At 42.7% G+C, this 25544-nt stretch carries 25 protein-coding genes and 1 other RNA gene; 17 read left to right on the forward strand and 9 right to left on the reverse strand.

Going from position 1 to position 25544, the window contains the following annotated elements; translation table 11 throughout:
• Positions 1-6: 6 nt before the first annotated feature.
• Genes mlaD through murA form a run of 5 tightly spaced genes read left to right on the forward strand, consistent with a single transcriptional unit; the run spans position 7 to position 3048 of the window.
• On the forward strand, positions 7-552 hold the full coding sequence (gene mlaD, locus ACGHEH_RS17795) for an outer membrane lipid asymmetry maintenance protein MlaD (RefSeq protein ID WP_390448028.1): 546 nt from the start codon (positions 7-9) through the stop codon (positions 550-552).
• A 2-nt stretch (positions 553-554) separates the two neighbouring features.
• Positions 555-1229, forward strand: a complete 675-nt coding sequence (locus ACGHEH_RS17800; RefSeq protein ID WP_390448031.1) for a phospholipid-binding protein MlaC — start codon at positions 555-557, stop codon at positions 1227-1229.
• Positions 1216-1515, forward strand: a complete 300-nt coding sequence (locus ACGHEH_RS17805) for a lipid asymmetry maintenance protein MlaB (RefSeq protein WP_390448034.1) — start codon at positions 1216-1218, stop codon at positions 1513-1515. The genes ACGHEH_RS17800 and ACGHEH_RS17805 overlap by 14 nt, the downstream gene beginning before the upstream one ends.
• A gap of 5 nt (positions 1516-1520) precedes the next feature.
• Positions 1521-1778, forward strand: coding sequence for a BolA family iron metabolism protein IbaG (gene ibaG, locus ACGHEH_RS17810; RefSeq protein WP_058028609.1), 258 nt, complete (start codon positions 1521-1523; stop codon positions 1776-1778).
• Positions 1779-1788: 10 nt separating this feature from the next.
• Positions 1789-3048: a UDP-N-acetylglucosamine 1-carboxyvinyltransferase gene (murA, locus tag ACGHEH_RS17815; RefSeq protein WP_390448037.1), complete on the forward strand. Its 1260-nt coding sequence runs from the start codon at positions 1789-1791 to the stop codon at positions 3046-3048.
• 298 nt (positions 3049-3346) lie between these two features.
• On the opposite strand, the gene ACGHEH_RS17820 is transcribed toward murA, so the two are convergent.
• The 3 genes from ACGHEH_RS17820 to ACGHEH_RS17830 all read right to left on the reverse strand — a co-directional run bounded on the left by ACGHEH_RS17820 (position 3347) and on the right by ACGHEH_RS17830 (position 6539).
• Entirely contained in the window at positions 3347-4432 is a 1086-nt protein-coding gene (locus tag ACGHEH_RS17820; RefSeq protein ID WP_390448040.1) for a trypsin-like peptidase domain-containing protein, read from the reverse strand.
• A gap of 135 nt (positions 4433-4567) precedes the next feature.
• The gene (locus ACGHEH_RS17825; RefSeq protein ID WP_390448042.1) at positions 4568-5920 is read right to left on the reverse strand and encodes a Do family serine endopeptidase; all 1353 of its coding nucleotides are present in this window, start codon (positions 5918-5920) and stop codon (positions 4568-4570) included.
• A 160-nt stretch (positions 5921-6080) separates the two neighbouring features.
• Positions 6081-6539: a YhcB family protein gene (locus ACGHEH_RS17830; RefSeq protein ID WP_390448045.1), complete on the reverse strand. Its 459-nt coding sequence runs from the start codon at positions 6537-6539 to the stop codon at positions 6081-6083.
• 155 nt (positions 6540-6694) lie between these two features.
• Here ACGHEH_RS17830 and zapE point away from each other — a divergent pair, with 155 nt between their 5' ends.
• The 8 genes from zapE to ACGHEH_RS17870 all read left to right on the forward strand — a co-directional run bounded on the left by zapE (position 6695) and on the right by ACGHEH_RS17870 (position 13187).
• A complete protein-coding gene (zapE, locus tag ACGHEH_RS17835) occupies positions 6695-7783 on the forward strand; it encodes a cell division protein ZapE (RefSeq protein WP_390448198.1) in 1089 nt (362 codons plus the stop codon).
• Positions 7784-8086: 303 nt separating this feature from the next.
• A complete protein-coding gene (gene rplM / locus ACGHEH_RS17840; protein ID WP_058028614.1) occupies positions 8087-8515 on the forward strand; it encodes a 50S ribosomal protein L13 in 429 nt (142 codons plus the stop codon).
• An 11-nt stretch (positions 8516-8526) separates the two neighbouring features.
• On the forward strand, positions 8527-8916 hold the full coding sequence (gene rpsI, locus ACGHEH_RS17845; RefSeq protein ID WP_058028615.1) for a 30S ribosomal protein S9: 390 nt from the start codon (positions 8527-8529) through the stop codon (positions 8914-8916).
• 499 nt (positions 8917-9415) lie between these two features.
• A complete protein-coding gene (gene petA, locus ACGHEH_RS17850; RefSeq protein WP_138481527.1) occupies positions 9416-10003 on the forward strand; it encodes a ubiquinol-cytochrome c reductase iron-sulfur subunit in 588 nt (195 codons plus the stop codon).
• A complete protein-coding gene (locus ACGHEH_RS17855) occupies positions 10003-11301 on the forward strand; it encodes a cytochrome bc complex cytochrome b subunit (RefSeq protein ID WP_130255570.1) in 1299 nt (432 codons plus the stop codon). The genes petA and ACGHEH_RS17855 overlap by 1 nt, the downstream gene beginning before the upstream one ends.
• Positions 11298-12035 carry a cytochrome c1 gene (locus ACGHEH_RS17860; RefSeq protein ID WP_058028618.1) on the forward strand — a complete coding sequence of 246 codons (738 nt, stop codon included), beginning with the start codon at positions 11298-11300 and terminating at the stop codon, positions 12033-12035. The genes ACGHEH_RS17855 and ACGHEH_RS17860 overlap by 4 nt, the downstream gene beginning before the upstream one ends.
• Before the next feature lie 100 nt (positions 12036-12135).
• Entirely contained in the window at positions 12136-12762 is a 627-nt protein-coding gene (gene sspA / locus ACGHEH_RS17865; protein ID WP_058028619.1) for a stringent starvation protein SspA, read from the forward strand.
• Complete coding sequence (locus tag ACGHEH_RS17870) at positions 12762-13187, forward strand: ClpXP protease specificity-enhancing factor (RefSeq protein WP_390448049.1); 426 nt, start codon at positions 12762-12764, stop codon at positions 13185-13187. Before sspA ends, ACGHEH_RS17870 begins: the two co-directional genes overlap by 1 nt.
• A gap of 467 nt (positions 13188-13654) precedes the next feature.
• Here ACGHEH_RS17870 and dolP read toward each other — a convergent pair whose 3' ends face one another.
• The 4 genes from dolP to ACGHEH_RS17890 are packed head-to-tail and all read right to left on the reverse strand — an operon-like array spanning position 13655 to position 17086.
• Positions 13655-14221, reverse strand: coding sequence for a division/outer membrane stress-associated lipid-binding lipoprotein (dolP, locus tag ACGHEH_RS17875; RefSeq protein ID WP_349284745.1), 567 nt, complete (start codon positions 14219-14221; stop codon positions 13655-13657).
• On the reverse strand, positions 14221-14808 hold the full coding sequence (locus tag ACGHEH_RS17880; RefSeq protein ID WP_390448053.1) for an SIS domain-containing protein: 588 nt from the start codon (positions 14806-14808) through the stop codon (positions 14221-14223). Before ACGHEH_RS17880 ends, dolP begins: the two co-directional genes overlap by 1 nt.
• 2 nt (positions 14809-14810) lie before the next feature.
• Positions 14811-15176, reverse strand: coding sequence for a YraN family protein (locus ACGHEH_RS17885; protein ID WP_390448054.1), 366 nt, complete (start codon positions 15174-15176; stop codon positions 14811-14813).
• A gap of 23 nt (positions 15177-15199) precedes the next feature.
• A complete protein-coding gene (locus ACGHEH_RS17890; protein ID WP_390448057.1) occupies positions 15200-17086 on the reverse strand; it encodes a penicillin-binding protein activator in 1887 nt (628 codons plus the stop codon).
• A gap of 64 nt (positions 17087-17150) precedes the next feature.
• On the opposite strand from ACGHEH_RS17890, the gene rsmI reads away from it, so the two are divergent.
• The 4 genes from rsmI to ACGHEH_RS17910 all read left to right on the forward strand — a co-directional run bounded on the left by rsmI (position 17151) and on the right by ACGHEH_RS17910 (position 21267).
• On the forward strand, positions 17151-18011 hold the full coding sequence (gene rsmI / locus ACGHEH_RS17895; RefSeq protein ID WP_390448060.1) for a 16S rRNA (cytidine(1402)-2'-O)-methyltransferase: 861 nt from the start codon (positions 17151-17153) through the stop codon (positions 18009-18011).
• Between the two features lie 49 nt (positions 18012-18060).
• An RNA gene (rnpB, locus tag ACGHEH_RS17900) (RNase P RNA component class A) lies at positions 18061-18421 on the forward strand.
• 230 nt (positions 18422-18651) lie between these two features.
• A complete protein-coding gene (locus ACGHEH_RS17905; RefSeq protein ID WP_390448063.1) occupies positions 18652-19386 on the forward strand; it encodes a substrate-binding periplasmic protein in 735 nt (244 codons plus the stop codon).
• A gap of 219 nt (positions 19387-19605) precedes the next feature.
• Complete coding sequence (locus ACGHEH_RS17910) at positions 19606-21267, forward strand: hypothetical protein (RefSeq protein ID WP_390448065.1); 1662 nt, start codon at positions 19606-19608, stop codon at positions 21265-21267.
• A gap of 76 nt (positions 21268-21343) precedes the next feature.
• On the opposite strand, the gene ACGHEH_RS17915 is transcribed toward ACGHEH_RS17910, so the two are convergent.
• Both ACGHEH_RS17915 and ACGHEH_RS17920 read right to left on the reverse strand, forming a co-directional pair.
• The gene (locus ACGHEH_RS17915; protein ID WP_390448068.1) at positions 21344-22636 is read right to left on the reverse strand and encodes a metallophosphoesterase; all 1293 of its coding nucleotides are present in this window, start codon (positions 22634-22636) and stop codon (positions 21344-21346) included.
• Positions 22637-22681: 45 nt separating this feature from the next.
• Positions 22682-25468 carry a TonB-dependent receptor gene (locus tag ACGHEH_RS17920; protein WP_390448071.1) on the reverse strand — a complete coding sequence of 929 codons (2787 nt, stop codon included), beginning with the start codon at positions 25466-25468 and terminating at the stop codon, positions 22682-22684.
• Positions 25469-25544: the final 76 nt, after the last annotated feature.

The raw sequence follows: 25544 nt of genomic DNA on the forward strand, positions 1-25544 counted from the left end.
GAAATTATGAATACACGGAAAATAGAAATTTTAGTTGGCTTATTTGTCGCACTTGGCGTGGCAGCGTTTGCTATTTTAGCGCTTAAAGTCGCAAACTCAGGGATCAGTGGTAATGGTGATACATATACGCTGAGCGCTAAATTTGAAAATATTGGTTCTCTAAAAACACGTGCGCCGATTAAAGTGGGTGGTGTCGTGATCGGTCGCGTTGAAAGTATTTACATTCACCCGCAAGAGTTTTTACCTGTTGTGAATATGAGTATTGATGCGAGTTACGAGTGTCAGTTTTCTGATACAACCTCGGTCTCTATTTTAACATCAGGTATTTTAGGTGAGCAGTACCTTGGCCTTTCTCCAGTTATCGCTGCTGAATCAGCGAAGCAAAGTTGTTTAGGAAATGAGGTAACAAGTAATGCAGGCTCTGAGTTGGATGACCTATTCGGTGTTGAAAGTGTTGCGCTTAAAAATGGTGACATTTTAACTGATACTAAATCAGCATTGGTGCTTGAAGAGCTGATTGGTCAATTCCTGTTTAACCAAGGTGGGGAATAATCATGTTTAAGAAGTTTTTAATGGCTGCAGCAGGCTTAGTGATGTCAGCTCAGGTGCTGGCAACTCCACAGGTGGATTTAAGCGACCCGTATAAAATGGTGGAGCAGGTTGCTGACAACACATTTAAACGCGTAGCTAAAGATCAAGGTATCATCTCGACTGATAAAGAGCATTTACGCGTAATTGTCGAGCAAGAACTTATGCCTTATGTAGATTACAAGTATGCGGCTTATCGTGTGCTTGGTAGCTATATTCAAAAAGTACGTACCATGACTGATCCTGCTGAGAAAAAGCAGGCTGTTGAGAATATTAAAACATTCATTGATGTGTTTCAGCGCTACTTAGTGGCAACTTATGCAGGTGTATTTACCCAGTATAAAAACCAAAAAGTGGAGTTTGGAGAAGCCCGTAATTTTGAAAGTGATGATGTTGCGGTTGTAAAAACTCGTATTGTTGAGTCAGGTAAACCTGATATTAAGATTGACTTCAAAGTACGCAAAGGTAAGGGTAATGAGTGGCGTGCATACGACATGATGGCAGAAGGTATTTCATTACTTGATGCTAAACAAACTGAGTTGCATGGTGTGCTTCGTCAACAAGGTATCGAACATGTCATCGACCTTTTAGATAAAAAGAGCCGTTTACCAGTTCAATTCAGAGGTGATGATGGCAATTAATTTGCAGTTTTCACCACAACAAGAAGGTGTAGTCGCGATTAAGGGTGAATTAACCCGAAATAGCTTAATAGATGAACGCCTTCTTAACCAACAGCTACAAAGTACGCAGTCAGTCCTATATTTTGACCTTTCTGAGGTTTCTAGGGTTGACACGGCGGGCTTAGCTTGGTTAATTCACTCTTTAGGTCTTTTGCAACGCCAAGGTAAGCGCCTTGAGCTGAAAAATATACCTGAGCAACTGCATAAATTGATGGAGTTAGGTCAGGTTTCTAACTTATTTGAGTGAATCTAATGGAAACAAACCAAGTCGAAGCAGTATTACAAGAAGCATTGTCACTAGAAGAAGTCATAGTTAAAGCCAATGGTAGTCACTATGAGGTGATTGCAGTTGGTGAATGTTTTGACGGGGCGAGTCGAGTTAAGAAGCAACAGCTAGTTTACGGGCCTTTGATGGATGTGATCAAAGACGGCACCATTCACGCTTTAAGCATTAAAGCCTTCACGCCAACAGAGTGGCAAAGAGAACGTAAATTCATCCTTCCTCAATAACGGAGCCACAATGGATCAGTTTGTTATCCAAGGTGGCACCACCCTAGCTGGTGAAGTCACAATTTCGGGCGCTAAAAATGCCGCCCTTCCTATTCTTTTTGCAGCCTTACTTGGTAATGGCAAGAGTATTTTCTCGAATGTACCTCAACTTCGTGACATAGGCACAACTGAAGCGCTGCTAAAGACGCTTGGCGCAGAAGTTAAATGGCATGGAGATAATCTTGAAGTCGACGGAAGCACGGTTGATAAAGTGCTAGCCCCTTATGAACTTGTAAAGCAGATGCGTGCATCTGTATTGGCATTAGGGCCTTTATTAGCCCGTTTTGGTCAAGCTCAAGTTTCTTTGCCGGGGGGTTGTGCCATTGGTGCTCGCCCAGTAGATTTACACATTCACGGCCTAGAAAAAATGGGCGCAACCATTAATGTAGAAAACGGCTATATTAATGCGACGTCTTCGGGTCGTCTGCAGGGCGCTGACATCTACATGGAAACCGTGAGTGTAGGCGCGACCGAGAACCTATTGATGGCGGCAACGCTTGCTGATGGTAAAACCATTTTAGAAAATGCTGCGCGCGAACCAGAAATAGTAAATCTAGCTGAATGCCTCGTGGCAATGGGTGCAAAAATCTCAGGTGCAGGTACTCATCGCATTGAAATAGAAGGGGTTGAGCAGTTATCTGGATGCGAGCATAAAATCTTACCAGACCGTATTGAAACAGGTACTTTCTTAGTGGCTGCTGCAATGGCGAAAGGTGAGGTGTTATGTAAGAACACAGATTACCATAGTTTAGAGCCTGTGCTTGAAAAGCTGAGAGATGCCAATGCGCTAGTTGAGGTTCAACAAGACAGTATCTACATCGATATGCGTCAGCGCGAGTTAAAAGCTGTGAACATTAAAACTATGCCTCACCCCGGCTTTCCAACGGATATGCAGGCGCAGTTTACGGCTATGAATGTGGTAGCGAGTGGCAGTGCAACGATTACAGAAACGATTTTTGAGAATCGCTTTATGCATGTGCCTGAACTACAGCGTATGGGTGCCAATATTCGTTTAGAAGGCAATACAGCGATTTGTGGCGATACTGAAAAGCTATCGGGCGCACAAGTCATGGCGACTGATTTACGTGCGTCAGCGAGCTTAATTTTGACGGGAATTGTTGCGCAAGGCGAGACTGTGGTTGATCGTATCTATCATGTTGATAGAGGGTATCAGCGCATCGAAGATAAGCTAAGTAAGTTGGGTGCGAATATTAAACGCCGTCACAATTAATAACGACTTACCTATTCTCATTTTAAAAAGCGACCTAGTTAGAGAGGTCGCTTTTTTGTATCTAACCTGAGCTTTGGTTAAGAGATTTACCAACATATTGATATTAAATTGATAAGTAATTTTTCAATTCTGCAGCCGGAGACTTTTAGCGATAACAAGGCGAATTTATGAGTCAATAGCTAGCCTATTGCAAGTAAATTCAACGCAGTTAACGTTGAAAGTAGCCGCTGAGATAGATTTATTATCCAGAGCTCAGGTTACCTAATTTGGTTTGAGCTAGCTGAGAGAACGAATTGAATTAATTGGTGTTAATTTCTAGCTCAGCAACGGTCAAAGTAATAGTTCGGTGTTCACCATTTCTCAATACCTCAAACTCAAGTTCAGTGCCAGGCTTAGTATTACCAATAAACTGTAATGTTTTTTGTGGGTTAGAGATCGATTGACCCGCAACTTTAACAATAATATCTCTATCTTGCATACCGGCTTGCCAAGCAGGGCCTAATGGGTCCAGTTCGCTGATCAACAAGCCAACAATCGGAGTGTATAAGTCGGTTACTTCATTTCCTGAGCTATCAACGGCTGTGCCTCTAAAACCTAAATACCCGCGAACGACTCGACCATCCGCAATGAGCCGTTGCATGACTTGTTTGGCTAGCTGGTAAGGTACAGCGAAAGAGATCCCTTGTATGTCGATGTTTAAGCGAGTTCTAAATTGTGCAGAGGTAATGCCAACGAGAATACCGTTTGAGTTAACTAAAGCCCCACCAGAATTGCCTACATTCACAGCGGCGTCCATTTGCAGCAAATTGTTATATTGACTATCAGTGAGTGTTTGCTTACCTGTGGCACTTATTACCCCTTGGGTAATGGTTTGACCTAAATTAAGTGGGTTACCAATCGCCAAGACCACATCACCAACACGGGGAATAAACTCATCATCGGTTGGGATAACGGGTAGGTGCTGGCCTGGGATTTTTAGCAAAGCGAGATCGGTAATGGTATCAAAACCGATAACTTGTACATCATAGAAGCGTCTACCGTCAGTCAAGATGACCATGATTTGGTCAGCGTCATTAACAACATGGTAGTTTGTCAGAATATAGCCATCGCTCGACATAATCACACCAGAGCCGAGCTCTTGTGTGGTGTTACGTCTTTGGTAACGAGGCACAGATGAAATACTTTCAGAAAAAATCGTCACGACGGCAGGTGAGGCCTTAGCGACTGAGTCGGCAAAGCTCATATGGTTGCTGGTGTAATGGCTTGGCATGGCGAGCTTTGGCAAAATAGCGCTCTTTAGATTGGGTGAAAACCAAATCACTAAAAATGCGATCCCAAGTCCGACAAACAAAGGGGGAAGAATAAATTTAAAAAGTTTTAGCACGCCATCGCTCATTTTTATTCATTATACAACAACCAGTTATTTTATCTTACTGAAAGCAGAATAGTAATGATGGCACAAATAAAAATGCAGCGACAATAAGACGCTGCATTTTTTTTAGCTAAAACTTAAAACAGGTTATTGAATTAGAATAAACACAGAGTCTCTGCCGCGTTTAATACCCAATACGATGTTGCCTTGAATGTCTTCAATCAAGTTGCTCATATCGCGAATGTTCTTAACGCGCTGACGGTTCACTTGCATGATCACATCTCCTTCTTCAAGACCAACTCGCGCAGCTGGTGAGCGCTCTTCTATGCTAGAGACAATAACACCTTGGTTGCCGTTACGTTCGCCACTTTCCAGCACAGCACCACGTAGCATTGGGTGTACCTTATCTGCTTGAGCTTGCAGTTCACCTTGGCCTTTAAGCGTTACTTCTATCGTACGTTTCCTACCATCGCGGAACACACCTAGTTCAATGGTTCTTCCTTCACCTATGGTGGCGATTTTGCCTCTAAGTTCTTCGAAGCTTTGGATCTCATCACCATTCAGGCTGACAATCACATCATTGGCTTTAATACCGGCTTCGCTTGCCGCTGAGTCTTTTACGACTTGCATAACAAAGGCACCTTGCTGAACTTCTAAACCTTGTGCTTTTGCTAGGCCTGCATCCAGTGTACGACCAATAATACCTAAAGAGCCTCGGCGCACTTGACCAAATTCGATAATTTGATCAACGAGGTTCTTCATCATATTAGAAGGGATGGCAAAACCGATACCAACATTGCCGCCCGAAGCGCCAAGAATTGCAGTGTTAATGCCGATTAGCTCACCGTTTAAGTTTACTAAAGCGCCACCTGAGTTACCTTGGTTAATAGCCGCGTCGGTTTGAATGAAGTCTTCATAGCCTTCAATATTTAAACCACTACGACCCAGCGCACTGACAATGCCTGATGTTACAGTGTGGCTCAGGCCGAACGGATTACCGATGGCAACTGAGAAGTCTCCGACTCGTAGCTTGTCAGAATTAGCCAGTTTCACTTCTGTGAGGTTGTCCGCGTCGATTTCAAGCAATGCGATATCAGACTCTTTATCACGACCAACCAGCTTGGCGTCAAACTCGCGTCCATCTTTCAAAGTAACGATGATTTTATCAGCTTCGTCGATAACATGGCTGTTTGTTACTACATAACCTTCATTGGCATCAATAATGACACCAGAACCTAAACCACTAAAAGGGCGCTTTTGGTTACGAGGTTGAGGGTTACCAAAGAAGTAGTCAAAAGGGTCGACGCGACGGCGAACTTCTTTTGCGCCTGATACACGAATACTCACAACCCCAGGTGTAACGCGTTCTAGCATAGGCGCAAGGGTAGGTAAAGATTGGCCGTCAACCGCGATAGGGAGTTTGGCTTCAGCTGCAGTTGGAGAAAGAAAAAGGGCAGTTGAAAAAATAGCAGCAGACAATAACGATAGTTTTAGTTTCATAGTCAATAAGTACTCCGAAAAGTAATAACACTCACTTTCTATTAATCATTAAAAAAGCGGGTATATATCATTGATGATAGGTAAGTAAATTTTGGTTTACTTACCGGTTCGTCATTTTTGGTAACTGTACTTACTGACTATGGGGGCTAAAAAAAGTTCATCAAGAGGCTTTTGATTGCTCAACTTCTGAGCTTTCCCCAGAGAAAATACCCGTTTCACCTTCGGCATAATCGCTAGGCTGCGCTGACAATGCATCGTTTTTCGCTTCGCGACGGCGCTCAGGACGGCTTTGTAGCGAGGCTTGCAGTTGTTCAGTGGTTTCTTTTGAGAAGAAAGGTTCATCAGGCATAGCAGGTTTTACCGTAAGTAGCGCTTTATCTGTCTCTTCTACATGGCTTAAAAGTTGAGAGTAGCTGTCTTGCATTTTAGTCATTAGCTTTTTGGTGCTAGCAAGGTGATCAGCAACCTCTTGGCGATATTGCTCTAACTCGTGCTTCGCGGATTGTACTTGCTGTTCTAAATCATCATGCTTGAGTTGTTTCTTGGTGAGCATTGAGCCTAAGAAAAATGCAGCGATAGCAACTACCACAATTAATCCTAACCAAGCAAATGTTGTCATAGAGAGTCTCCTTAAAAATACGCGCTCTATAAGTGTAGGCAATTATTCGGCTACGTAATAAAAAATGTAATTCAAACTATCAGCTAAATATACGCGGAGTTTTGATGCGTGTTAATATATGCCTTAAATAAAAAACGCTTAGTTTGTGAAAAATGATGACACCTTGGGAAAAATATCAGCAAGACCTACAACGAGATGACTTTCAATATGATGCGGCACAAGAAAACGCAGTAAAGCATTTACAGCGTTTGTACGATGATATCGTGAACCAACCAGAGCAGCGCCAAGGTTTCTTTTCTCGCTTATTTAATCGACAGCCACAGCAAAAAATTACTGGCCTTTACTTTTGGGGCGGCGTAGGACGCGGTAAAACATACTTAGTTGACACCTTTTATGAGGCATTACCAACAGATAGGAAAATGCGAGTGCATTTTCACCGCTTTATGCATCGTGTACATGATGAGCTTAAAAAGCTAAAAGAAGTAAAAGATCCACTTGAGACCGTGGCCGACATTTTCAAAAAAGAAACAGATATTATTTGTTTTGATGAGTTTTTTGTACAAGATATTACCGATGCCATGCTACTGGGTGGCTTAATGCAGGCGCTCTTTGCACGCGACATTATTTTAGTTGCAACGTCAAATATTGTCCCAGATGAGTTATATCGGAATGGTCTTCAGCGTGCTCGTTTCTTACCAGCTATCGCCCTAGTGAAAGAAAACACCGAGATAGTAAATGTTGACTCTGGTATTGATTATCGCTTGAGAACGCTAGAGCAAGCCGAAATCTTTCACAGCCCACTCGATGCGCAAGCAGATAAAAACCTGTTTGAATATTTTGATAAGCTCTCACCTGAACCGGGCAAACTTGATGAAGCCATCGAAATCGAAGGGCGCTTGATCAAAACCCGAAAAGTTGCCGATAGCATTGTGATGTTTGACTTCACACAAATTTGTGAAACGGCGCGTTCGCAAGTAGACTATATGGAGATCAGTCGTATATACAACACTGTGATCCTTTCTAATGTAAAACAGATGGGACAGCAGAATGATGATGCTGCCAGACGTTTTATCGCTTTGGTTGATGAATTTTATGAGCGTAATGTAACGCTTATTATATCAGCCGCAGCGCCGATCACTGAGCTATATACCGATGGCACACTTAATTTTGAATTTAGGCGCTGTATCAGCCGTTTGCAAGAGATGCAGTCGCACGAATACCTCGCAAGAGAACATCTCGCCTAAGTTAATACCAATCAGCAGTCACTTTGCATTAAAATGCGCTATTAATTGCCGCTGATTGGTACAAATTCTCGCTCAAATCAACGCGATTATTTTTTTTGTAGAAAAAACAGTCGCACACTGGAAAAGCCTCTTCTGTGTTGCTATAATCCGCGGCCTGCCACGTTGCGTTCTATAGCCCTCGTCGGCTTAGCCACCGATTTGAGCGGCATAAAAGTCTTAAACTCGAAGGGGTTCAAGCACTCATAGTAAAGCGGTAACTTTTTGTTACCTGTGGTTTTAATTTGAAACATTGGATTTTATTTAATGAAAACGTTTGTTGCTAAGCCAGAATCTGTAAAACGTGACTGGTACGTAGTTGACGCTGAAGGTAAAACTTTAGGTCGTATTGCTACTGAAATCGCTCGTCGCCTACGCGGTAAGCATAAAGCTGAGTACACACCTCATGTTGACACTGGTGATTACATCATCGTAATCAACGCTGAGAAAGTTACTGTTACTGGTAACAAAACAACTGACAAAGTGTACTATGCTCACTCTGGTTTCCCAGGTGGCCTTAAGTCTATCACTTTCGATAAGCTTCAAGCTAAAAAGCCTGAAATGATTATCGAAAAAGCAGTTAAAGGTATGTTACCAAAAGGCCCTCTAGGTCGTGAAATGTACCGCAAACTAAAAGTATACGCAGGTTCTGAGCACGCTCATGCAGCTCAACAGCCTCAAGTACTGGACATTTAAGGAGCTAACTCATGGCAAATCAATACTACGGTACAGGTCGTCGTAAAAGTTCAAGTGCTCGCGTATTCTTACGCCCAGGTACTGGCAACATCGTAATTAATCAACGTTCTATCGAAGAATACTTCGGTCGTGAAACTTCTCGCATGGTTGTTCGTCAGCCTCTAGAGCTAGTTGAAATGACTGAAAAGTTTGACCTATACATCACTGTTGCTGGTGGTGGTTCAACTGGTCAAGCTGGTGCTATCCGTCACGGTATCACTCGTGCGCTTATGGAGTTTGACGAGTCACTACGTCCTACTCTACGTAAAGCTGGCTTTGTTACTCGCGACGCTCGTAAAGTTGAGCGTAAGAAAGTGGGTCTTAAGAAAGCACGTAAGAACACTCAATTCTCGAAGCGTTAATTTTTTACGTTTACAAGAATTCAAAAACCCAGCTTATGCTGGGTTTTTTGTTTTAAAAGTCCAAATATTTTTCATTTCCTATCCCAACCCACGTCAAACAATCTGTGTTCGACTTATTGTTTACCTAATATTTTCAATATTTATTGTAATTAGTGAAGATCTGACGATAAATCAGCGCTTTTTTTTGCTACAATTGCTGGGCAAGTAAAGTGAGTAAGGTTTGATGCCCTTTTGGGTACCCTCGTCTCCTCATAGATGGGGTTGATCTTGGTCAGTATATTGTGGTTATAAAAACGTTATCATAATTAACTAGCTTTCAAGGCTACGACTAAAATGGGTAGTAAAATCCATGCTTTATTAGTCTTGATACGGGTAATAACCTTGTTTTCATCAAGGTAATTATTTATGATCGCGTCTATTTTGTAGTTTCTTAATTTAACCTGCTGTAACTGATGTTCTCAATATAGCAAGTGTTGAGGATCATAGTGGAGATAAGTGGATGAGCAATGCGCCTGTAGACAACAGCCGACGTCGCTTTTTGACCATAGCTACCTCTGTTGTAGGTGGTGTTGGTGCGGCTGGAGCTGCTGTTCCTTTTATTGCGTCTTGGAATCCAAGTGAGCGAGCTAAATCTGCGGGTGCGCCTGTAGAAGTAGATATCAGCAAACTTGAGCCTGGACAATTAATTCGTGTTGAGTGGCGAGGTAAGCCTGTATGGGTTATCAATCGTACGCCAAAAATGCTTGAGCAGATGAAAGCTCATGAAGGTCAACTTCGTGATCCGCAATCTGAAGAGCCTCAACAATTAGATTCAGCTAAGAATGAATACCGTTCTAAGCGCCCTGAAATTTTCGTGGCGGTTGGTATTTGTACTCACCTAGGCTGTTCACCAAGCTTCTTTAATGGCGGCTTCGGTGAGTTCGTTGAAGGTACTGAATCAGGTTTCTTCTGTCCTTGTCACGGTTCTAAGTTCGACATGGCCGGCCGAGTATTCCAAGCGGTGCCTGCACCTCTAAACTTAGAAATCCCACCTTACACCTTTATTGATGATACAACCATTTTGGTTGGTGAAGAAGAGGTTGCATAATGGCTGGTAAACAAGATAACGCTTCAACAGGTGTTGTTGGTAACGTCATCAACTGGATTGATGACCGCATCCCAATGACGCGTGTTTGGAACATGCACATCGCGCAATATCCTGCGCCAAAAAACTTTAACTTCTGGTACTTATTTGGCTCTCTAGCTATTTTAGTACTAGTTAACCAAATTTTAACTGGTATCTGGCTAACAATGAGCTATGTTCCTTCAGCTGAAGGCGCATTTGCTTCAATCGAATACATCATGCGTGATGTTGAATACGGTTGGTTATTGAGATACATGCACTCAACGGGTGCCTCGGCATTCTTCGTGGTTGTGTATTTACACATGTTCCGCGGCATGATCTATGGCTCGTACCAAAAACCACGTGAACTTCTATGGCTATTCGGTATGCTAATTTTCTTAGCATTAATGGCTGAAGCGTTCATGGGTTACTTACTACCTTGGGGTCAGATGTCATTCTGGGGTGCTCAGGTAATCATTTCACTATTCGGTGCGATTCCGGTAATTGGTGATGATCTAACTCAGTGGATCCGTGGTGACTACGTAATCTCTGGTGCGACGCTTAACCGTTTCTTTGCACTACACGTAATTGCACTACCACTTGTACTCGTTATTCTAGTATTCCTTCACATTGTTGCGCTTCACGAAGTGGGTTCAAACAACCCTGACGGTGTTGATATTAAGCGTAAGAAAGGTTCTGTGGCTGAAGAAGATAAGCCTAAGTTCCAATTCCATGAATATTACACAAACAAGAAAGACATTGTCGATGCAATCCCGTTCCACCCTTATTACACAGTTAAAGATGTATTAGGTGTAGCTGGTTTCTTAATCTTCTTCTGTTGGGTTGTGTTCTTTGCACCAGAGATGGGTGGTTTCTTCCTAGAAGCGCCAAACTTTGAAGCAGCTAACCCGCTGAAGACACCAGAGCATATCTTCCCTGTTTGGTACTTTACGCCATTCTACGCAATCCTACGTGCTATCCCTGATAAGCTAATGGGTGTAATTGCAATGGGTGCATCGATCGTACTACTGGCATTACTACCGTGGTTAGATCGTGGCAAGGTGCGTTCAATTCGTTACCGTAGTAAGTGGCACAAGCTAAACATTGCTCAGTTCGTAGTGACATTCATCATCCTAGGTTGGGCTGGTGCGACACCTCAGACTGATTTGTCTACAGTACTATCGAGAATTACGACTGTAACTTACTTCATGTTCTTCGTATTGCTATTCGTATACTCGAAGAATGAGCAGACTAAACCATTGCCTGAGAGGTTAACGAAATGATGAAGAAACTAATTATTGGTTTATTCGCATTGCTGCCTACCTTTGCAATGGCAGCAGGTCCTTCGGTACCACTACTTGAGTCAAACCATGACTTAACTGACAATGCGTCTTTACAGCGCGGTGCTAAGTTGTTCATGAACTACTGTCTTGGTTGTCACCAAATGCAGTATCAGCGTTATGAGCGTACTTTCCGTGATATCGGTATTCCTGTAGAGATCGGTCAAGAAACGCTTATCTTCGATGGTTCTAAAGTTGGTAGTCATATCAATAATGCAATCAAGATCGAAGATGCTGCAACTTGGTTTGGTGCTCCGCCGCCAGATTTAACACTAGTTGCACGTGTACGTGGCGCTGATTGGATTTACACTTACCTGAAGTCTTTCTATGTAGATGAAAGCCGTCCGTTTGGTGTAAACAACTCAGTATTCCCTTCAGTGGGTATGCCACACGTACTTCAAGAACTTCAAGGTGTGCCAACTGCACGTTTTGAAGAGGTTGAAGAACACGGTGTTAAAGTTCAAAAAGTAGTTGAAATCACAACAGATGGTTCTGGTGAGATGAGTGCTGATGAGTATGATCAAGCAGTGCGTGACTTAACGAACTTTATGGCTTATGTTGGTGAACCAACTCGCTTAAAATCAGAAGCGCTAGGTTATAAGGTATTAGGATTTTTAGTAATCTTATTTATCTTGGCCTTCTTCTTGAAGAAAGAGTACTGGAGAGATGTTCACTAATTCAGTGATGCATTTTTAAAGTAATTTTGTAATAGGGGCGCATGCCCCTATTGCTGTTTATAATGATTTATTACTTATTGTAATTTTAATGGAGGTAGGCATGGCCGTAGCTGCCAATAAGCGCCCTGTAATGACGCTTTTCTCAGGTGCTAACTGTATGTATAGCCATCAAGTACGTATCGTTTTAGCCGAAAAAGGTGTGAGTGTAGATATTCACTTAGCAGAAAAAGATAACCTGCCTGAAGCGCTTCACGAAATAAACCCATATGGCACAGTACCGACATTGATCGACCGTGAGCTTGGTTTATATGAAGCGAACATCATCATGGAATATTTAGATGAGCGTTTCCCGCACCCACCATTAATGCCTGTATACCCAGTAATGCGTGGTCGTAGCCGTCTAATGATGCACCGTATCGAAACTGATTGGTATACATTAGCAGCTAAAATCAAGCAAGGTGGCAGCGATGCCGATCAGGCTCGTAAAGAGTTAACTGAAGCCCTTCTTGCAATTGCGCCAATCTTTACTGAAGCTCCTTACTTCATGAGTGAAGAGTTCAGCCTAGTAGATTGTTACCTAGCACCACTATTATGGCGTCTACCTGAAATGGGTATCGACCTTAATGGTGCAGGTGCAAAAGAGCTTAAAGAATACATGCTTCGTTTATTTGAGCGTGATTCATTCCAAGCTTCTTTAACAGAAGCTGAGCGCGAGATTAGAGCATAATGACGCCAAATCGCCCATATTTGCTCAGAGCGTTTTACGATTGGATTGTCGATAATGAATGCACGCCGCACTTGGTCGTGAACGCTGAATACCCAGCTGTTCAAGTACCAACGCAGTTTGTACAAGATGGTCAAATTGTTTTAAACATTAGTCCTAGTGCAGTGACCCACTTTGATATGGATAACCAGCAGCTAAGCTTTAATGCCCGCTTTTCTGGTCAGCCTATGCAGGTGTATGTGCCTATGGGCGCTGTACTGGCAATATATGCGCGTGAGAACGGTGAAGGTACCGTTTTTACTCAAGAAACTTTTCCTGAGTATGAAGAAGAGCCGCAGGTTGAATCTGAAGAAGTTATTGAAGCCACTGAAGAGAAGCCTAAAGAGCCTGAAAAGAAAAAAGGCGCTCATCTTCGCGTTGTGAAATAAGTGCTTTAAAGCCGCTTATTTGTATTTTAAAAAACCCGCTTCGGCGGGTTTTTTATTTATAGTGCAAACTAGCGTGCGAAGCACGCGCTGTTTGCGCAAGGTGAAATGAACCATTCTAAAAAATGTTGAGGTCTGGAGTAGTGAGGGAGCTAATGGGGCTGTAGAAGGTAGATATATGCTGATTACAAAGTTCTGAATCATACATTAGGGACACATGTTAAGGTGTTTAGCGTGACTTCATCACGAAATCAATTCACCTTGCGTAAAAGAACCGTACTCACTTCGTTCGCAGTCGGTAACCTTTTACACCATTCTTGCGCAAAGGAAATGAAGTGCTACGTACTTATTATTAACCCTTTGCACGTAAACTCACAATCGGAGGTGATTAGCGTGACTTCATCACGAAATCAGTTCACCTTGCGCAAAAGAACCGTACTCACTTCGTTCGCAGTCGGTAACCTTTTGCACTATAAATATTCAAAAGCTTTGATGACTCTTTTTACACCGTTGACATGACGAGCGATTTCAACCGCCATATCAGCTTCTTCTTCTGATACTAAGCCCATTAAGAAGACTTCGCTGTTTTCTGTGACCACTTTGATGTTATTACCTGTGATGGTCTCTGCTGTGAGTAGTTTGGTTTTTACTTTTGAAGTTAGCCAGGTGTCGTGGGTTTGTGTGGCGATGCCAATGCGTGTACCAATGCGCAATTGGTTATGGATATTCTTGACGGTAACGGCATTCCTGACAGCTTGTGCAGCTTGTGACATTAGATTATTAGAAGGTACTTGGCCAACAAGTAAAATGGTGCCATTGACACTGACGACACTGATATTAGCTTGCTCGCTTAGGTTCGGTACCCTTTTAAGCGCTAAGGTCGCTTTAATTTCAATGTTGTTATCGTCTATTTGCGAGCCTATAGTGCGCCTATCATTAGCTGCAGATACAGCACCCGCTGTACCAGCTACAACGGCAGCAGCACAGCCTTGAAGGAGTGTAAGAATGGTTATAATTGCTAGGTGTTTAAATGGCATTACTGATCATCCTGAGGAAACAAGGTGTTATCAATTAATTGACTAAGACAGTGCACGTTAAATAAGTGTGATTCAATAATGCGGCTAGGGCGCTTACTCGGCGTCAATATCTCAACGTCATTAGGGCCGAGTAGGCCAATTAACTCACCCCCTTCATCACCCACTAGCGCAATGACTTTCATGTCTTTGGTAAGCGCTGCTTCTACTGCAGAAATAATATTTTTTTCGTTGCCATCAATAGCAAAGACAACAAGTAAATCGCCCTGTTGTGCAAAGGCGCGAACTTGCCGTGAGAATTTGTCGTTATCATGCTCCGTATTGTGCATGTCTAAGTGGATGTGATTTTGTGATAAAGCGAAAGCAGGAAGGCAAGGGCGTTCTGTTTCATAGTGGTTTACAAGCAGACCAGCAAAGTGCTCAGCAAGCATGTGGCAGCTAGACTCCCCGCAGCAGATCACTTTATTACCATTAATTAAACCTTGCACGATTGTCATGGCTGCAGCTTCAAGAACATCGGGAAGGACTTCTCCTGCAGCGATTTGTGCTTGAATACTCTCAGTGAAAATTGTTTTTATTGATTCTTGCATAATTAATATATGTTTTTAATCCACTTTATATTATCTGAACTCACCCCTTCGATAGCAATAAAGTCTATTCGTATTGGTAAATTCTTTAGTTTTTTGCATTCTAAGTAATGATAAATACTTCTCTGCAGCTTTTGAAGCTTACTCGGGCTTAAAGCTGCAATTGCGCCACCGTAGCTTTGGCTTTTTCTATATTTAACTTCAACAAAAACAAGGGTGTTTTGATCTTCCATGATGAGGTCTATCTCACCGTATTTGCAAATATAATTGCGAGCAACAGCTCTTAACCCTTGTGCCTGTAAATATTGCTCTGCTAGTTGCTCGTAGTGCATGCCTTTGGCACGCGTATTGGCAAACAATCCCTTTAGCATACGATCCCTTATTTAATATTTAGTTAATCCCTTAAGCTTTCTTGGAAGCGATTATGATTTTGCATAAACAGCGGTGTTGGTTTTTGTTCTTCAAGTTCAACTAGCTGAATTTTTTTTTGTTTGTATTGTGCCCAGTTTAATCGTCTTTCTACGGTATTATTATTTTTAATACTAAGCTTACCAGTTAGCCCTGAGTAGGCTTTACCTGGGATCTTAGCTAATTGTTTCAGTTCAGGGATAAGGTGAACGGCGTCAAAGGCCATGGCAAATAAGCGCTGCTCTATATCTGCTTGTTCTGGCCAGAGTGCATCGTATTGTGCTCTGAGATTAAACTTATCAACAGATTTGTTTAGCATCCAAGGTTGCTCAGTAAAGAATAAGCCTTCAAGGTCGCCTTTGTCAGTGTGATCCATGCGCTTAGAATAGCTTCTTGAGCTTGCGTATAGAGGAATGCGCTTGGCAAAAGTACTGACGTTGACGTCAAGATAAGGCTTTAATAAACGTGTTTCGATAGCATCGCCTAGAATGTAGATGACATCTATATCCATGCGAGAACGCGTTTCACTCTCTACCTCTTTTCTAAATAGGCTTTTTACAGTTTTGATCCGCTCTTTAGAAGCATCTACCTCCAGTAGGTTAGCCACGACTTTCGCCATATCTTTGCTATCTGTATATAGGCCCACTTCTGGTTCAATTAGGCTATAGTTTCGCCATTCATTTTTAAAATGATTAACGAGTCTTAAACCCGATAGCGTATCTGGTGCCAATAACATAGGTTTTTGGAATTTTTGCGATAAGAAATGCACCATAGCTTGTTCGACTTCATGTTCAGGATTCAGGGCAAAAAAGTATTGTTCACCTGCTAAGCTAGGGGTTTCTGAAGTATTTAAGTGAAGTGTTGGTGTGCTTTGAATGGCGCTGCTGTTACTCACTTTTTCGATGTTGTCTTTGAGTAACGGACCAATGATGAAGTCAAATTGCTGAGAGGCGAGTTGCCTGTCTATGTCTTCGGCACTGAGTTGCTCGTCAATAAAAGTGATTTCTGTAATCTCACTGTGATCCATAGCTGCTAAGAACCCATTTTTTAGAGCGCTGCCTAGGCGTTTACTACTACCGCTTTGGGGTAGTAGTACAGCGATACGTTTTGCCTGATAGGGGGCAAGATTTATTGCATTTTGAACTTTCTTGGGCAAGATGTAAGTTGCTGGGTGATTAACAAAGCGACGCTGCCAGTTGTTAAGGGCTTGGTGCAGTTGTATACCTGAACCAATATATATTTGTTGGTATTTGGCTAATTTTACCCAGCCTCTTTGGACTACAGTACCTCGGTCGAAGCGCTCCAACGCATAGGATGAAAGTTGCTGTAATGCTTGCCAGATTTCATCATTTAAATTTGCCACTTCTACTTTGTTAGTGAAGCTTAAATCGGCCGCTTTAAAATAGTAGGTAAGTGCTTTTTTCGGCATACCTTGAGAGGCATAAATACGACCCATTAAATACTGGTGCCACGCTTTATGCTCAGGTAAAGACAAGCGCTCTTTTAAAGTTTTAAGAATGTTGAGTGCTGTGCTGTAATTATTGAGCTCTGTTCTTGCTAGTGCGATATAAAGTTTATTTTGCACATAATCGACAGTTTCGTTTCGTTCTAATGCGAGGCAGGCTTGTTCTAAAATAGGCCAGTTCTGCTCTTTTATTGCATTTTCACGGGCACTATAAAGCAGCTGGATACGAGATGCGCCTTGCTTGGCTCGCGCTTTGTTAAGTAGTCCTTGCGCATTGAGGACTTCAGGTGCTTGAGTTTGCGGTTGATTCTGCACCGCACGAGGTTGAGCTGGTGATTTTTCGGTTGTACTACACGCCGATAAACCCGACAATACACCTATTACAAGACAAATTACTTTCAGTCGCACCGCAACTTCCTAACGATAAACATTCCTCAAAGGGATATCTTACTGACTGAAACTGGAGAGCTCAATGACAAAAGCACAGAATACAGACAAAATTGGTACCCTTTACGTGGTCGCAACGCCGATCGGCAACTTGGCCGATATCAGTGAGCGTGCTTTAACAACTTTAGCAGAGGTTGACTTAATTGCTGCTGAAGATACCCGTCATACGGGTAAGCTATTGAGCCATTTTAATATCAAAGCAAAAACCTTTGCGCTTCATGATCATAACGAAAAGCAAAAAGCACAACAGGTTTTAGATTGGCTAAATGAAGGGCTTGATATTGCATTGGTGTCGGATGCGGGCACGCCACTTATTAGCGACCCCGGTTATGCGGTTGTAAATTTATGCCGTAACGAGGGAGCTGATGTCACACCTGTTCCTGGCGCGTGTGCTGCGATCACGGCATTGTGTTGTTCGGGATTACCGACAGATAGATTCCAGTTTATTGGTTTTACACCGGCGAAAAGCCAAGCCCGTCAACAGTTCTTTGTTGATGCATTTGAAAGCGGCATTACCAGCATCATGTATGAAAGCACCCACCGCATCATGGCCAGTCTTGAAGATATGCAAACCGCGTTAGGTGCAGAGCAACATGTGGTGTTTGCGAAAGAGCTGACAAAAACATACGAAACTTTCTTTAGTGGTTCTGTAAGCGAACTTATTGAGTATTTGACTAATGAGCCAGAGAAGCAGCGTGGCGAGCTCGTGTTAATGTTGCCAGGGAAAGCCAAACAACCTGACGAAATACCAGCTGATGCACGTAAAATGCTGAGTTTACTTGAGCCTGAAATGCCACTGAAAAAAGCCTGTGGTGTGGTTGCTGAGTACTTTGGTCTGAAGAAAAATGCGCTTTACAAAGCAGTGATTGCCGATAAAGACGATTAACCGCAAAAAAGCGTGTGATTTTACTGTATCTTGCGTATAATCGCCCGCCTGAGTCAGCCAGATAATCGCTGCCTGTGACGAAAATGATCAGGGGGAGGAAAGTCCGGGCTCCACAGGGCAGGGTGCCAGCTAACGGCTGGGGGGCGTGAGCCTACGACAAGTGCAGCAGAGAGGAGACCGCCAACTTCGGTTGGTAAGGGTGAAAGGGTGCGGTAAGAGCGCACCGGGCCACTGGTAACAGTTGGTTGCAAGGTAAACTCCACCCGGAGCAAGACCAAATAGGGTTCCTTATGGTGTGGCCCACATCGGAACCGGGTAGGTTGCTTGAGCCTAGTAGCAATGCTAGGCCTAGACGAATGATTATCACCTCGCAAGAGGGACAGAACCCGGCTTACAGGCTGACTCACACCCAACCGTAAATGTTTAAATTTTAAATGTTTACGGTTGGGCTTCTATATTTATTCCAACAACTCTTTCCTTTTATTTTTATTTCTATCAATCTAGTTCGTAGTATTGTTGGTTTTTTACTACGATAGCTAAAGATTAATAAATAAAAATGCCATCTAGTTTGGCCGATATATACTTTATTCAGAAGTATGCCCTATAATTTTCTTATTGTTAAATTTTTAGAGCAAGGTGCATGTCAGGTTTACTGCTTAATACACTTATCTTGTCTACAAGCTTACAGCTGTCTTCACCTAATATTCAGTGGTATACCGAAGATTATCCGCCTTTCAATTATCAAAGCCAAGGTCAGTTACACGGCCTTGCTTTGAATGTGCTCCGCACTGCGTATCAACACCTTGGTTGGTATATGGATGCGTCAAATATCATGTTAACCACATGGCCGCGGGCTTATAAGGCTGTACAGCAACAAGAAAACAGCTGTGTATTTTCTATGACTTATACAGAACCTCGGGAAAAGTTATTTAATTTTATAGGTTTGGTCATACCCAATACGGTTGCCGTGATTGCACATAAAAATAGCGGTATAACTATTGAGCAATTAAAACGAGATAAAACATTGACTTTTGGTGTTGTAAAAAACGATATTGGTCATCAGTCTTTATTGGATTTTGGCATCCCTGAATCTCAATTTGTTTATCTTAAAACCGGTCTTGAGTTGGTTAGAATGATAGATTACAAGCGAGTAGACTTGATTGCATATGGTGATGCGATTGCGCGTTACCAATTTAAGCGTGCAAAAATAGATCCACAAAATTATCGTTTGTTACTCCCTTTACTAGAATCAAAGCTTGGGTATGCATGTAATAAGAGTGTGCCGCAAACACTTCTTCAGCGATTAGATAAAGCTATCAAAGCCGCAGTTCTAGCGCAGCCTGAATTATTGCAATATCATGATGTCGGTGAATGAAGAGAGAAGTTGAAAACCGTTTAACCTCTAAATACGACCACTTAATTATTTATATTATTAAAATATTTGCATCTGGATGCTAACGTTGGCATAGTCTATTCAGGTTACAAAGTTATAATGGAAGCACCTACCTTGAGGGATTGAGGCCCACATAAATCGGAATATATGTGTCATTTCTTTGTGTCATTTTTTATTAGGATATGAATTAGGGTTCTAATTATGCTAAAGATGCCACACACTTTTCTTTCTATTTTTGCGTTATCAGCAACAACACTGGCTACTCAAGTTGAAGCTAATAGCTGTGAAGGTGAACTATTTTCTATTAACTCTGGTCGCGGTGCTCCAGGTGTTTTATTTAGCCTGCAAGAGCAAGATAAAACAGCTAAAGCGCTTTCAATGGCCGAATTTAGCTCAGCCGCTATGGCTTATGATTCAACATTAAACCGTATGTACTATGCGTCTTCACCAATCCCTTTTGAATATAAAGTGGATTTGAGTGAGCTTGACGCTCCAGAAGAAGTACTTGCGCAAATTCCGGTTCAGGGCGATCGATTTAAATATAGCAGACTTGCTTATTATGACTTTGCAACTAAAACACACCACAGAATAAATGGTACAACAAAATCTGTGATTGGTATGGCGTATGATGCTGAAAATGATCAGCTCATAGCCAATAGTTATGACAAATTGTATAGCATCAATAAATTAGATGGCAGCGCAACTGCGCTAATGCACTTTGATAACGCCGATGGCCAATATCGTGGCGATTTAGTGTTTAAAGATGGTGATCTGTACTTAGTGACTTCTAGTTCGGTTTATTTGATAGACCGCACAGACCCAGAAAATTACAGTATGAGTAAGTTGTCAGATCATAACCTTATCGCTGTGACTGGTGCTACTTTGGCGCAAAATGGCGATATGATGATCAGTCGTACTGTCATTAATGATCATGGTCATAAAAACCAATCTAAGCTTTATAAGCTTAACCCTTACACTGGTGGTACTTGCTTAGTTGCGACATTACCACTTCGTATCAATGATTTAGCTACTAATACCAACAGTGCAGTGGCGTGTTATAGCCAAGACCCTTGTGCGTTAGATAACAAAATCACACTGATCTCAAATAGTATTTTTAAAGATTTGGATCATAATTGGCGTAACTATAGCTTCGGTGATACGAACTTTTATGACCCAGCTGTATTTACCTCAGCTCCCACATTTAATGGTGGTCACGGTGGGGTGAACCGTTTGAGGAATGTCGCGCCAAATTCGTTTGACGTTGCTTTTAAGGAGTGGAATTACTTAGATCAAGTACATCCTTGGAAAGAATCATTTGACTACATGGCTCTTGAACAAGGTCGTTATACGATGACTGATGGTACTGTATTTGAAGTGGGGAGTTTCGAATTAGATGGTACTAAAACGTTTAAAGATATTAACTTTGCAGAAAGTTTTGCCAATAACCCCTATGTATTCTTACAAGTGCAAACTTATGAAGGCGGCCATACCATTGCAACCCGTGTGAAAGACATCTCAAATACCGGCTTTAAAGCTGCATTTTTCGAGCAAGATACACTTAACGAAGGGCATACTACAGAAGTAGTGTCGTACATTGCAATTATGCCAGGCACAGGCTCGACGGGGTCACTTGAAACGCAATCTGGCAGCAAAGCTTATAGCCTATTCAGTGCGGATATAGATCATAACGGTGGTCAAATTGGTGAACATTTCTATGTGTTAGCTGAGGAGACATCTAAAGACTCTGAAACAGCGCATACAATGGAAACGCTCCATGTTCTGGATGTTGCAGGCGTTAGCCTAGTTCAGCAAGTGAGTAGTAATGGTGGTGATAACTTAAGTATACGTCGTATACAGCAGTAATTATCTCTCGTAATTTAAATGAAAAGCCAGTGTTTACACTGGCTTTTTTGTGTGCGCTTGTTATTTAAATAAAGGATTAGTCACTACGATGCTTGAAGCTAAAACCTTGCTCTTTTACTGGTTTGCCACTGCCATCAATGGGTGTTGAATAAAATTGTACTTTCAGTTCATCTGCTTGATTATCTAGCTCTATATGGGCAAAACCCCAGGTAAAACTCTTCGACCAAACTAGGTCATATTCTGGATAACGTTTCTCTTGCTGCTCGGCAAAAGGGGTATGTGTGCCACGCATCTTTGAGGCTGCACCACTGATGATAAGTGGTAGCTTAGGTTTGTTACTGCCCGGCAGTACGCGTGAGCAATCATCGGTAAGTAGTTCTAAGTCGTGCTCATGGCCTGCAATATAGGCATCGGCGTACTGACACAGTTCCGGCAAAATTAAGCGGCGTAATACATGGCCTTCATCATACTTGGAGCCGCCGATTGACCATAAAATATGGTGGCCGTAGACAATTTTCCATTTAGCTGTTGAGTTTTTTAAGCCTTTGGCAAGCCAAGCAAGCTGCTTGTGATCTTCTCCATTTACAGGCGCTTCATGTTTTTCAATGTCTTCCACGCTGGCAGCACCGGATGCCAAAGCTGAGGCGAGTCCTTGCTCTGAGCCATCAGGTAACAAGGGTACTTCATAGTAGTGTTGACCCGACAGTAGCATATTGGTGTCGAGCACAAAAAACTCCACATCATTACCTGGCGAGCCTTTTTTATAGCTGTAATAGCCGCGCTCAGCCATGTAAAAGTTAGGCTGTGTATTCATCCATTCTGTTTGTAGTGCAACGCCTTTACGAGAGGTTTTCCAATCGTGATTACCGAGCGCAGAGTAAACAACAAGATCCGGTTTTTGATCAAATAAAGGCTGTAATGGTGCTTTGATCAGATCGTTCATACGTTGTTGATCGTCTTTACCATCTTTGGCATCTGCGCCATCGGGATAAATGTTGTCGCCCAACTGAATGCCAAACTGGCACTGTGCGGTCTTACAAAATTCAGCCATGGCCTTGCCCACAGGTAATGCACCGCCTTGCTCTGTGGCTATGTTTGTACCTGGATAAACATAAATAGGCGCGTGACTAAATTCGTCAATAGGGCGGTGTTCAGCGAGCCAGTCGGCTTTTTCTGCGGCGATAAACTCCTCTTTGGTTTTCGGTTTATCAATGTGCTTTTGTTTTGGGTAATCGACATGGTAGCCGCCATCTCCAAAAGCTAAGAAGGCGATATTTTGCTGTGTGTTTTTAGCGTGCAGCGCGACTGAGCTACAACCGACCGTAAGCAAAGTGGCTGTGATGAGAGAGGTTAACTGAGACTTTTTCATACTGCTGCCGCAAGCTTTTTACTTGCGGCTCCATAAAGTTAAAATTTAAAAAGAGGTCAATGTGAAGCCCAGCTCAAACGAGCGACCATAGGTTTCGTATTGATAGTTATATTGACTCTGACCGTGGTAAAGGTAGTAAGGCTCATCAGTTAGGTTGACAGCATTGAAGTAGATCTGCGTTTGGTCATTAAAGTAGTACTTGGCGCTGAAATCTAACTGAGTGTGTGCGTCTTGCATCACGCGGGCATCGTTATCTTCATGAGAGAAGCTTTTGCTTTTATAGCTTGCGCTTAAACGCGTACTAAAATGGTCGCTTTCATAGCCGAACATTAAATTCGCAACGGTGTCAGACTGGTTTGGCAGCTTGTCGTCGGCATCAATAAAAGTCCCGTTTGCTGACAACATCAGGCCATTTTTGAAGTTCTTTGTATAAGCAAGTTCAACGCCTGAGAGGCTGGCCTCACCTCCATTGACTGCTTGCATCACTTCTTTAAAGCCATCCCACTGTCCGTTATCTTGCACTTCTTTAGTGGCGATAAAGTTATCTATGTCTTTGTAGAACACGCCGGCTGAAATTACACCAATATGGCCCGGGTAGTATTCAATTGACCAATCGAGGTTTGTCGATTCATATGGGTCTAAATGCGGATTACCGACTTCAGCTTTACGCTCGGTTTCAATCTGACCATCTTCTTCGGTGGTTTCTGATTCAATGATTTGAAATGCCGCAGAATCCGAGAAGCCAGGTCTAGCTAGGGTGTTGGTGTATGCAAATCGCGTCACGAGTTTGTCATTAATATCGTAGCGAACCGTTAAGTTCGGTAATAGATGACTGTAGTCTTTATCAACCGCCCAAGGGTTAATCTCAACACGCTCATCATCGTTTACTTCGTCTTTAATTAGCTCAACTTTGTTACCTGATGTGCTGTAATCAGTCGCTTCATAGCGCAGACCGGTGATCACTTGCCAAGCGCCCATATCGATAGTGAACATGGCGTAAGCGGCAAAAATATCTTCGTTGCTGGTAAAGCTTTTGCCTTTTGTTTCGATATCAGAATCTAATTGATTAACGTCAAACTCAGCACGGTTGGTTGCAACAAATCGTGCAATCTCAGAACGAGATAAACCCGGGCCAAAAGCACTGAGTGACCAATCGGGCGATGGCGCAGCAAATTGCGCAGCTGTGGCATCATTAAAGCCACCATCGAAGACAGTGGTGCGCACAGCATTGAACTTCTCACGTTGCGCATATTTCGCCCCAAATTTGAGCTGGGTGTTGTAGCCAGCTAAGGTAAAGTCTTTGCTTAGATCTAGCTTTAAACTCAGGCTTTCATCTTCGGTATTGTTGTTTTCCCAAACTAACTCATCTAATTCGAAGTTTTCGAGCTGGTGGGCATTGGCTGATTGTGTCAGGGCAGGCGCTTGGCCTAAGTGGCTGTAACCGAGTGTAAAACCTTCTCCCGCAAAATCAGCATCAATGCGATTGGGCTCTTCTTCAGAAGACTTGGAATACCCGATACTATACTCCACAAACCAATCGCTTAGTTGGTGTTCGGCCCCCGTGACTAATGACAAAATGGTTTGTGACTCATATCTGTCTTTGGTGTCACGATCCATTTCTGCGCCACTAAACTGTGCGCTTGAGTCGTTAAATTGACCTGAGACTAATTCACCTTTATCAAACTTATACTCATTGCGCAGACGGAACTCATCATCTGAGAACTCGCTATACAGTGTACGCAGGTAGTATTTGCTGAAATCATTGCTGTGCAAATCAAGGTTTAGGGCTGCGCCTAAACGTTCTCGTTTAATCTTATAGTGGCGTTGTTCAATTTCCTCAGCACCAAATAGTTCTACTTCTTCACCATTGTCGGTTTCAAGTTCGAGCATTTGCCAGCCACCATCGGTCTCCATATTGTGCGAGCCAAATTCTCGTTCAGACCAAGATAGGGCTGTGGCTATACCCAGATCAAACTGTTTGTTAAGGGTATAAACGTCGGTAAAGCTGGCAGAGAGCTTAGGGCTGGTGGCTTCAACTTGTTCGTTGTAAGTGGCTTGTGCACTCATGCTGTAGCTTTGACCTTCACGGTCAAAGGCACTTAAGCTTTTGACTTCGATGCTGCCACCGATGGCACTGGCATCCATATCTGGGGTAACGGTTTTACTGACTTCAAGGCTTTGCACTAGCTCGCTTGGGATCACATCCATGGCGACACTACGAACACCAGATTCTGGGGAGGGCACATTTGCGCCATTGATGGTGACATTATTCAAACTGGGGTCGATACCACGAATGCCAACAAATCGGCCTTCGCCTTGGTCGCGTTGAATAAACATACCGGGTAAACGCTGTAACGCTTCAGCCGCATTTTGGTCAGGAAGCTGACCTATTGAGTCGCTGCTAACAATAGACTTTACGCCCATGGCATTTTTCTGGCGATTAAGCGCGCCAGCTTGTCCTGCGCGTTGACCCACCACAATGACATCTTCGATGTAGGCGTCTTGGTTCTCAAGAGCAATACGTTGAGTGAGTACTTCATTCTCTTTGATGATGATTTGACGTTCGACACTTTTCGCGCCTAGATAATCCACGACCAAGGTATATTGACCTGCAGGCAGGTTTGTTAAGCGAAATCGACCATCGCGTTCAGAGCTGATGGTGCGGTTTAATTCTTTTATGCTTATCTTGGCCCCTTCAAAGTACACTGAATTATTGGCATCTGTAATACGACCTTCAAGGGTATTGGCAAAAGCATGTGAACTTATTAATGCACAAGTGGTAGCTAATGCGATTTTAGAACGAGTAAATCTAGACGGTTTATGTGTTTTCATCTTTCTCTTCTCAGTTTGCACAGGAGTATTTGGGTTTATTGATAACGACGGCAAAAGTAGAGAACTCAGATTAAAG

It is taken from the genome of Pseudoalteromonas sp. MTN2-4, from assembly GCF_042848605.1.
Taxonomy (GTDB): domain Bacteria; phylum Pseudomonadota; class Gammaproteobacteria; order Enterobacterales; family Alteromonadaceae; genus Pseudoalteromonas.

What these genes read in the sequence shown, in the direction of transcription:
- ACGHEH_RS17915 (WP_390448068.1), bottom strand. Translation starts at nt 22,636, where the DNA reads ATGAAAAAGTCTCAGTTAACCTCTCTCATCACAGCCACTTTGCTTACG.
- ACGHEH_RS17910 (WP_390448065.1), top strand. Translation starts at nt 19,606, where the DNA reads ATGCTAAAGATGCCACACACTTTTCTTTCTATTTTTGCGTTATCAGCA.
- mlaD (WP_390448028.1), top strand. Translation starts at nt 7, where the DNA reads ATGAATACACGGAAAATAGAAATTTTAGTTGGCTTATTTGTCGCACTT.
- sspA (WP_058028619.1), top strand. Translation starts at nt 12,136, where the DNA reads ATGGCCGTAGCTGCCAATAAGCGCCCTGTAATGACGCTTTTCTCAGGT.
- zapE (WP_390448198.1), top strand. Translation starts at nt 6,695, where the DNA reads ATGACACCTTGGGAAAAATATCAGCAAGACCTACAACGAGATGACTTT.
- ACGHEH_RS17855 (WP_130255570.1), top strand. Translation starts at nt 10,003, where the DNA reads ATGGCTGGTAAACAAGATAACGCTTCAACAGGTGTTGTTGGTAACGTC.
- ACGHEH_RS17905 (WP_390448063.1), top strand. Translation starts at nt 18,652, where the DNA reads ATGTCAGGTTTACTGCTTAATACACTTATCTTGTCTACAAGCTTACAG.
- ACGHEH_RS17870 (WP_390448049.1), top strand. Translation starts at nt 12,762, where the DNA reads ATGACGCCAAATCGCCCATATTTGCTCAGAGCGTTTTACGATTGGATT.
- rsmI (WP_390448060.1), top strand. Translation starts at nt 17,151, where the DNA reads ATGACAAAAGCACAGAATACAGACAAAATTGGTACCCTTTACGTGGTC.
- dolP (WP_349284745.1), bottom strand. Translation starts at nt 14,221, where the DNA reads ATGCCATTTAAACACCTAGCAATTATAACCATTCTTACACTCCTTCAA.
- rpsI (WP_058028615.1), top strand. Translation starts at nt 8,527, where the DNA reads ATGGCAAATCAATACTACGGTACAGGTCGTCGTAAAAGTTCAAGTGCT.
- murA (WP_390448037.1), top strand. Translation starts at nt 1,789, where the DNA reads ATGGATCAGTTTGTTATCCAAGGTGGCACCACCCTAGCTGGTGAAGTC.
- ACGHEH_RS17920 (WP_390448071.1), bottom strand. Translation starts at nt 25,468, where the DNA reads ATGAAAACACATAAACCGTCTAGATTTACTCGTTCTAAAATCGCATTA.
- ACGHEH_RS17880 (WP_390448053.1), bottom strand. Translation starts at nt 14,808, where the DNA reads ATGCAAGAATCAATAAAAACAATTTTCACTGAGAGTATTCAAGCACAA.
- ACGHEH_RS17830 (WP_390448045.1), bottom strand. Translation starts at nt 6,539, where the DNA reads ATGACAACATTTGCTTGGTTAGGATTAATTGTGGTAGTTGCTATCGCT.
- ACGHEH_RS17800 (WP_390448031.1), top strand. Translation starts at nt 555, where the DNA reads ATGTTTAAGAAGTTTTTAATGGCTGCAGCAGGCTTAGTGATGTCAGCT.
- ACGHEH_RS17825 (WP_390448042.1), bottom strand. Translation starts at nt 5,920, where the DNA reads ATGAAACTAAAACTATCGTTATTGTCTGCTGCTATTTTTTCAACTGCC.
- ACGHEH_RS17860 (WP_058028618.1), top strand. Translation starts at nt 11,298, where the DNA reads ATGATGAAGAAACTAATTATTGGTTTATTCGCATTGCTGCCTACCTTT.
- ACGHEH_RS17885 (WP_390448054.1), bottom strand. Translation starts at nt 15,176, where the DNA reads ATGCTAAAGGGATTGTTTGCCAATACGCGTGCCAAAGGCATGCACTAC.
- ibaG (WP_058028609.1), top strand. Translation starts at nt 1,521, where the DNA reads ATGGAAACAAACCAAGTCGAAGCAGTATTACAAGAAGCATTGTCACTA.
- ACGHEH_RS17805 (WP_390448034.1), top strand. Translation starts at nt 1,216, where the DNA reads ATGATGGCAATTAATTTGCAGTTTTCACCACAACAAGAAGGTGTAGTC.
- petA (WP_138481527.1), top strand. Translation starts at nt 9,416, where the DNA reads ATGAGCAATGCGCCTGTAGACAACAGCCGACGTCGCTTTTTGACCATA.
- rplM (WP_058028614.1), top strand. Translation starts at nt 8,087, where the DNA reads ATGAAAACGTTTGTTGCTAAGCCAGAATCTGTAAAACGTGACTGGTAC.